General features: G+C 40.6%; 2 protein-coding genes. Both read right to left on the reverse strand.

Annotated features, from left to right (window positions below; all coding sequences use genetic code 11):
* A partial coding sequence (locus IJI01_RS06800; protein ID WP_292187768.1) for an ABC transporter permease occupies nt 1–974 on the reverse strand: 974 nt, incomplete at its 3' end.
* Nucleotides 967–1,929: an ABC transporter ATP-binding protein gene (locus tag IJI01_RS06805; RefSeq protein WP_292187771.1), complete on the reverse strand. Its 963-nt coding sequence runs from the start codon at nt 1,927–1,929 to the stop codon at nt 967–969. The genes IJI01_RS06800 and IJI01_RS06805, both read right to left, overlap by 8 nt.
* Between the last annotated feature and the right edge of the window lie 324 nt (nt 1,930–2,253).

A 2,253-nucleotide genomic window follows, 5' to 3' on the forward strand; every position in this document is an offset into this window, starting at 1 on the left:
ATTGAGAAAAGAGCCAGACCAGCAAGGAAGTATAATACAGCAACCACCAGTTTTTCAGGAGTCATTGTCTCCCAGAAGGTTGAAACTGTAACTACGCTACTTGTGGTGTTTGATACTGCCTTGGTATCTCTTATCAGGAACACACTCACAAGCTGTGACAGGAAGTTGCAGGAATATCCGGCAAAGGTCATTATGAGAGTTTCTACAAGTCTTGCTGCGATCTTACCTGATAACAGGGCAATAGGTCTTGTTCCTGTGAGAAGGAACTCGATAACTCTTGATGATTTCTCTGTGGCGATAGATGTAGCTACTGTACTTACGGACATGTTGATGAACATAAATACAAACATCAGACCACCGATAATAAGGATGTAATCGTCGTAGCTAAATCTTGAAGTATCCTCTGTGTAAGCGCCTTTATCATCAGGCTTCATGATGGTTACATTCAGCTCTTTTGACATGTAGTCATAATCATCGCTGCTGATATCAAGACTTTTTAATGTCTCATCCCTGAAGAAAGTAAAGAAATCACTTTCGAAGGTGTCAAGCTCTGAATCCTCGATACCGGACTTGCTGGAACGAACAATGTTCACGTCAAAGCCATCTTCTTCATCATAAGAAACCTTAACAACAAGATCATTATTGGAAGGCTTGCTCTCGAGATTTTCTACTGCAGCATCAAAGGATGCGCTATTATCCGTGATAAAGGATAGGCTCGAATATCTGTCCATAGCAGTAAAGTTACTATAATCTATAGAAAGCTCTGTTTCGTTATATACATATACTGATTCAATATTTGAAGGTGTCTCACTATTGCCGGATTTGATGTTGCCGATAATGACCATGATAGGTGTGGCAAAAAAGGCAATAGCACATACTATTCCCAGAAAAGCTTTAAAACCAGTCTTCTGAAGGCCTGTAAGGAGTTCGAATACAAAGACCTGTTTAAAGCCTCTTAATTCACTCTTATTCACTTACAGTTTCCTCCGCCTCGTTTTCTATATTTCCTTCTCCAACAGCTTCAATGAAAATCTCGTGAAGAGAAGGCTCTCTGAGCTCGAAATGTACGATGGATTTATCAGCATCTGTAAGATGGCGAAGCAGGTTCTTGGCTTCTGCTTCATCTTTTACCTTGAGCTGAACGCCGGCTGGTGTGTCGTTGACAACCTTGATGCCAAGAGTGCTGATTGTATCAGTAATATCCTCATCGCACTTAACAAAGAGGTTAACTCGGCCGTAAGACTTCTTGATATCGTTGAGGTTACCCTGAACCTTGACCTTACCTCTGTTCATGATTGTGATGTCTTCACAGAATTCCTCGATGACAGGCATCTGGTGAGAGGACATGATGATATATTTCTTTTTATCTATTTCTTCGTGGATTACGCTCTTGAAAAGATCTGTGTTTACAGGATCAAGACCAGAAAGAGGCTCGTCCAGAATAAGGAACTCAGGATCTGAGATAAGAGCAGCCATGAGCTGTATCTTCTGCTGGTTACCTTTGGACAGCTGGTCTGCAAGAGTTGGTTTGAATTTTTTGCCTTTTTTTCTCTCTGGGAAAAGATATTCTGTAACCTTTAGTCTATCTCCCCAGTATTTGATCCTATCCATTGCTTCATCAGTGGATAAACCTTTAAGTGATGCGAAATAAAGAAGCTGATCCATGATTGGATATTTAGGATACAAACCTCTTTCCTCTGCAAGATATCCAACATTTACCTTGCGTGTGTCAAAGTTCTCGCCGTTTAAGAGAACCTCTCCGTGATCTTTTGCAAGGATGCCGAGCATCATACGGATGGATGTTGATTTACCGGCGCCATTAGTGCCAAGAAGTGCGTAGACACCTGGGCTGGCAAGTTCAAAAGAGAGATCCTCCACTGCCTGTTTTTCCCCAAATTTTTTTTGTAAGTGTTTTACTTCAAATGCCATACAATATCTCCTCGAAAACTTTATGTATAAAAAGTGCTACAAATATAGATTTTATCAGACTTTTCACGAAACTTCCACACTCAAAAGCGCTATCCGCAAATATTAAGATGATGAAGGCAAAATATGGTAAGAAATAGGAACCTGCTCTATGTGAGAATAAATAATGCCAAATGATGAAAATAGGGTAATACATACATAAATAAAGGGGAATACTATGAACAGACAAGAAGCAAGAAAGCGTGCTAAAGAGCTTGTTGCCAAGATGACCGTTGAAGAGAAAGCATCCCAGCTTCGCTATGATGCACCTGCCATTGACAGACTGGG

This window comes from Butyrivibrio sp. (assembly GCF_017433805.1).
Taxonomy (GTDB): Bacteria; Bacillota; Clostridia; order Lachnospirales; family Lachnospiraceae; genus Butyrivibrio.

Excerpts from the sequence above, each read along its gene's own strand:
- IJI01_RS06805 (WP_292187771.1), bottom strand. The coding sequence starts at position 1,929 with ATGGCATTTGAAGTAAAACACTTACAAAAAAAATTTGGGGAAAAACAG.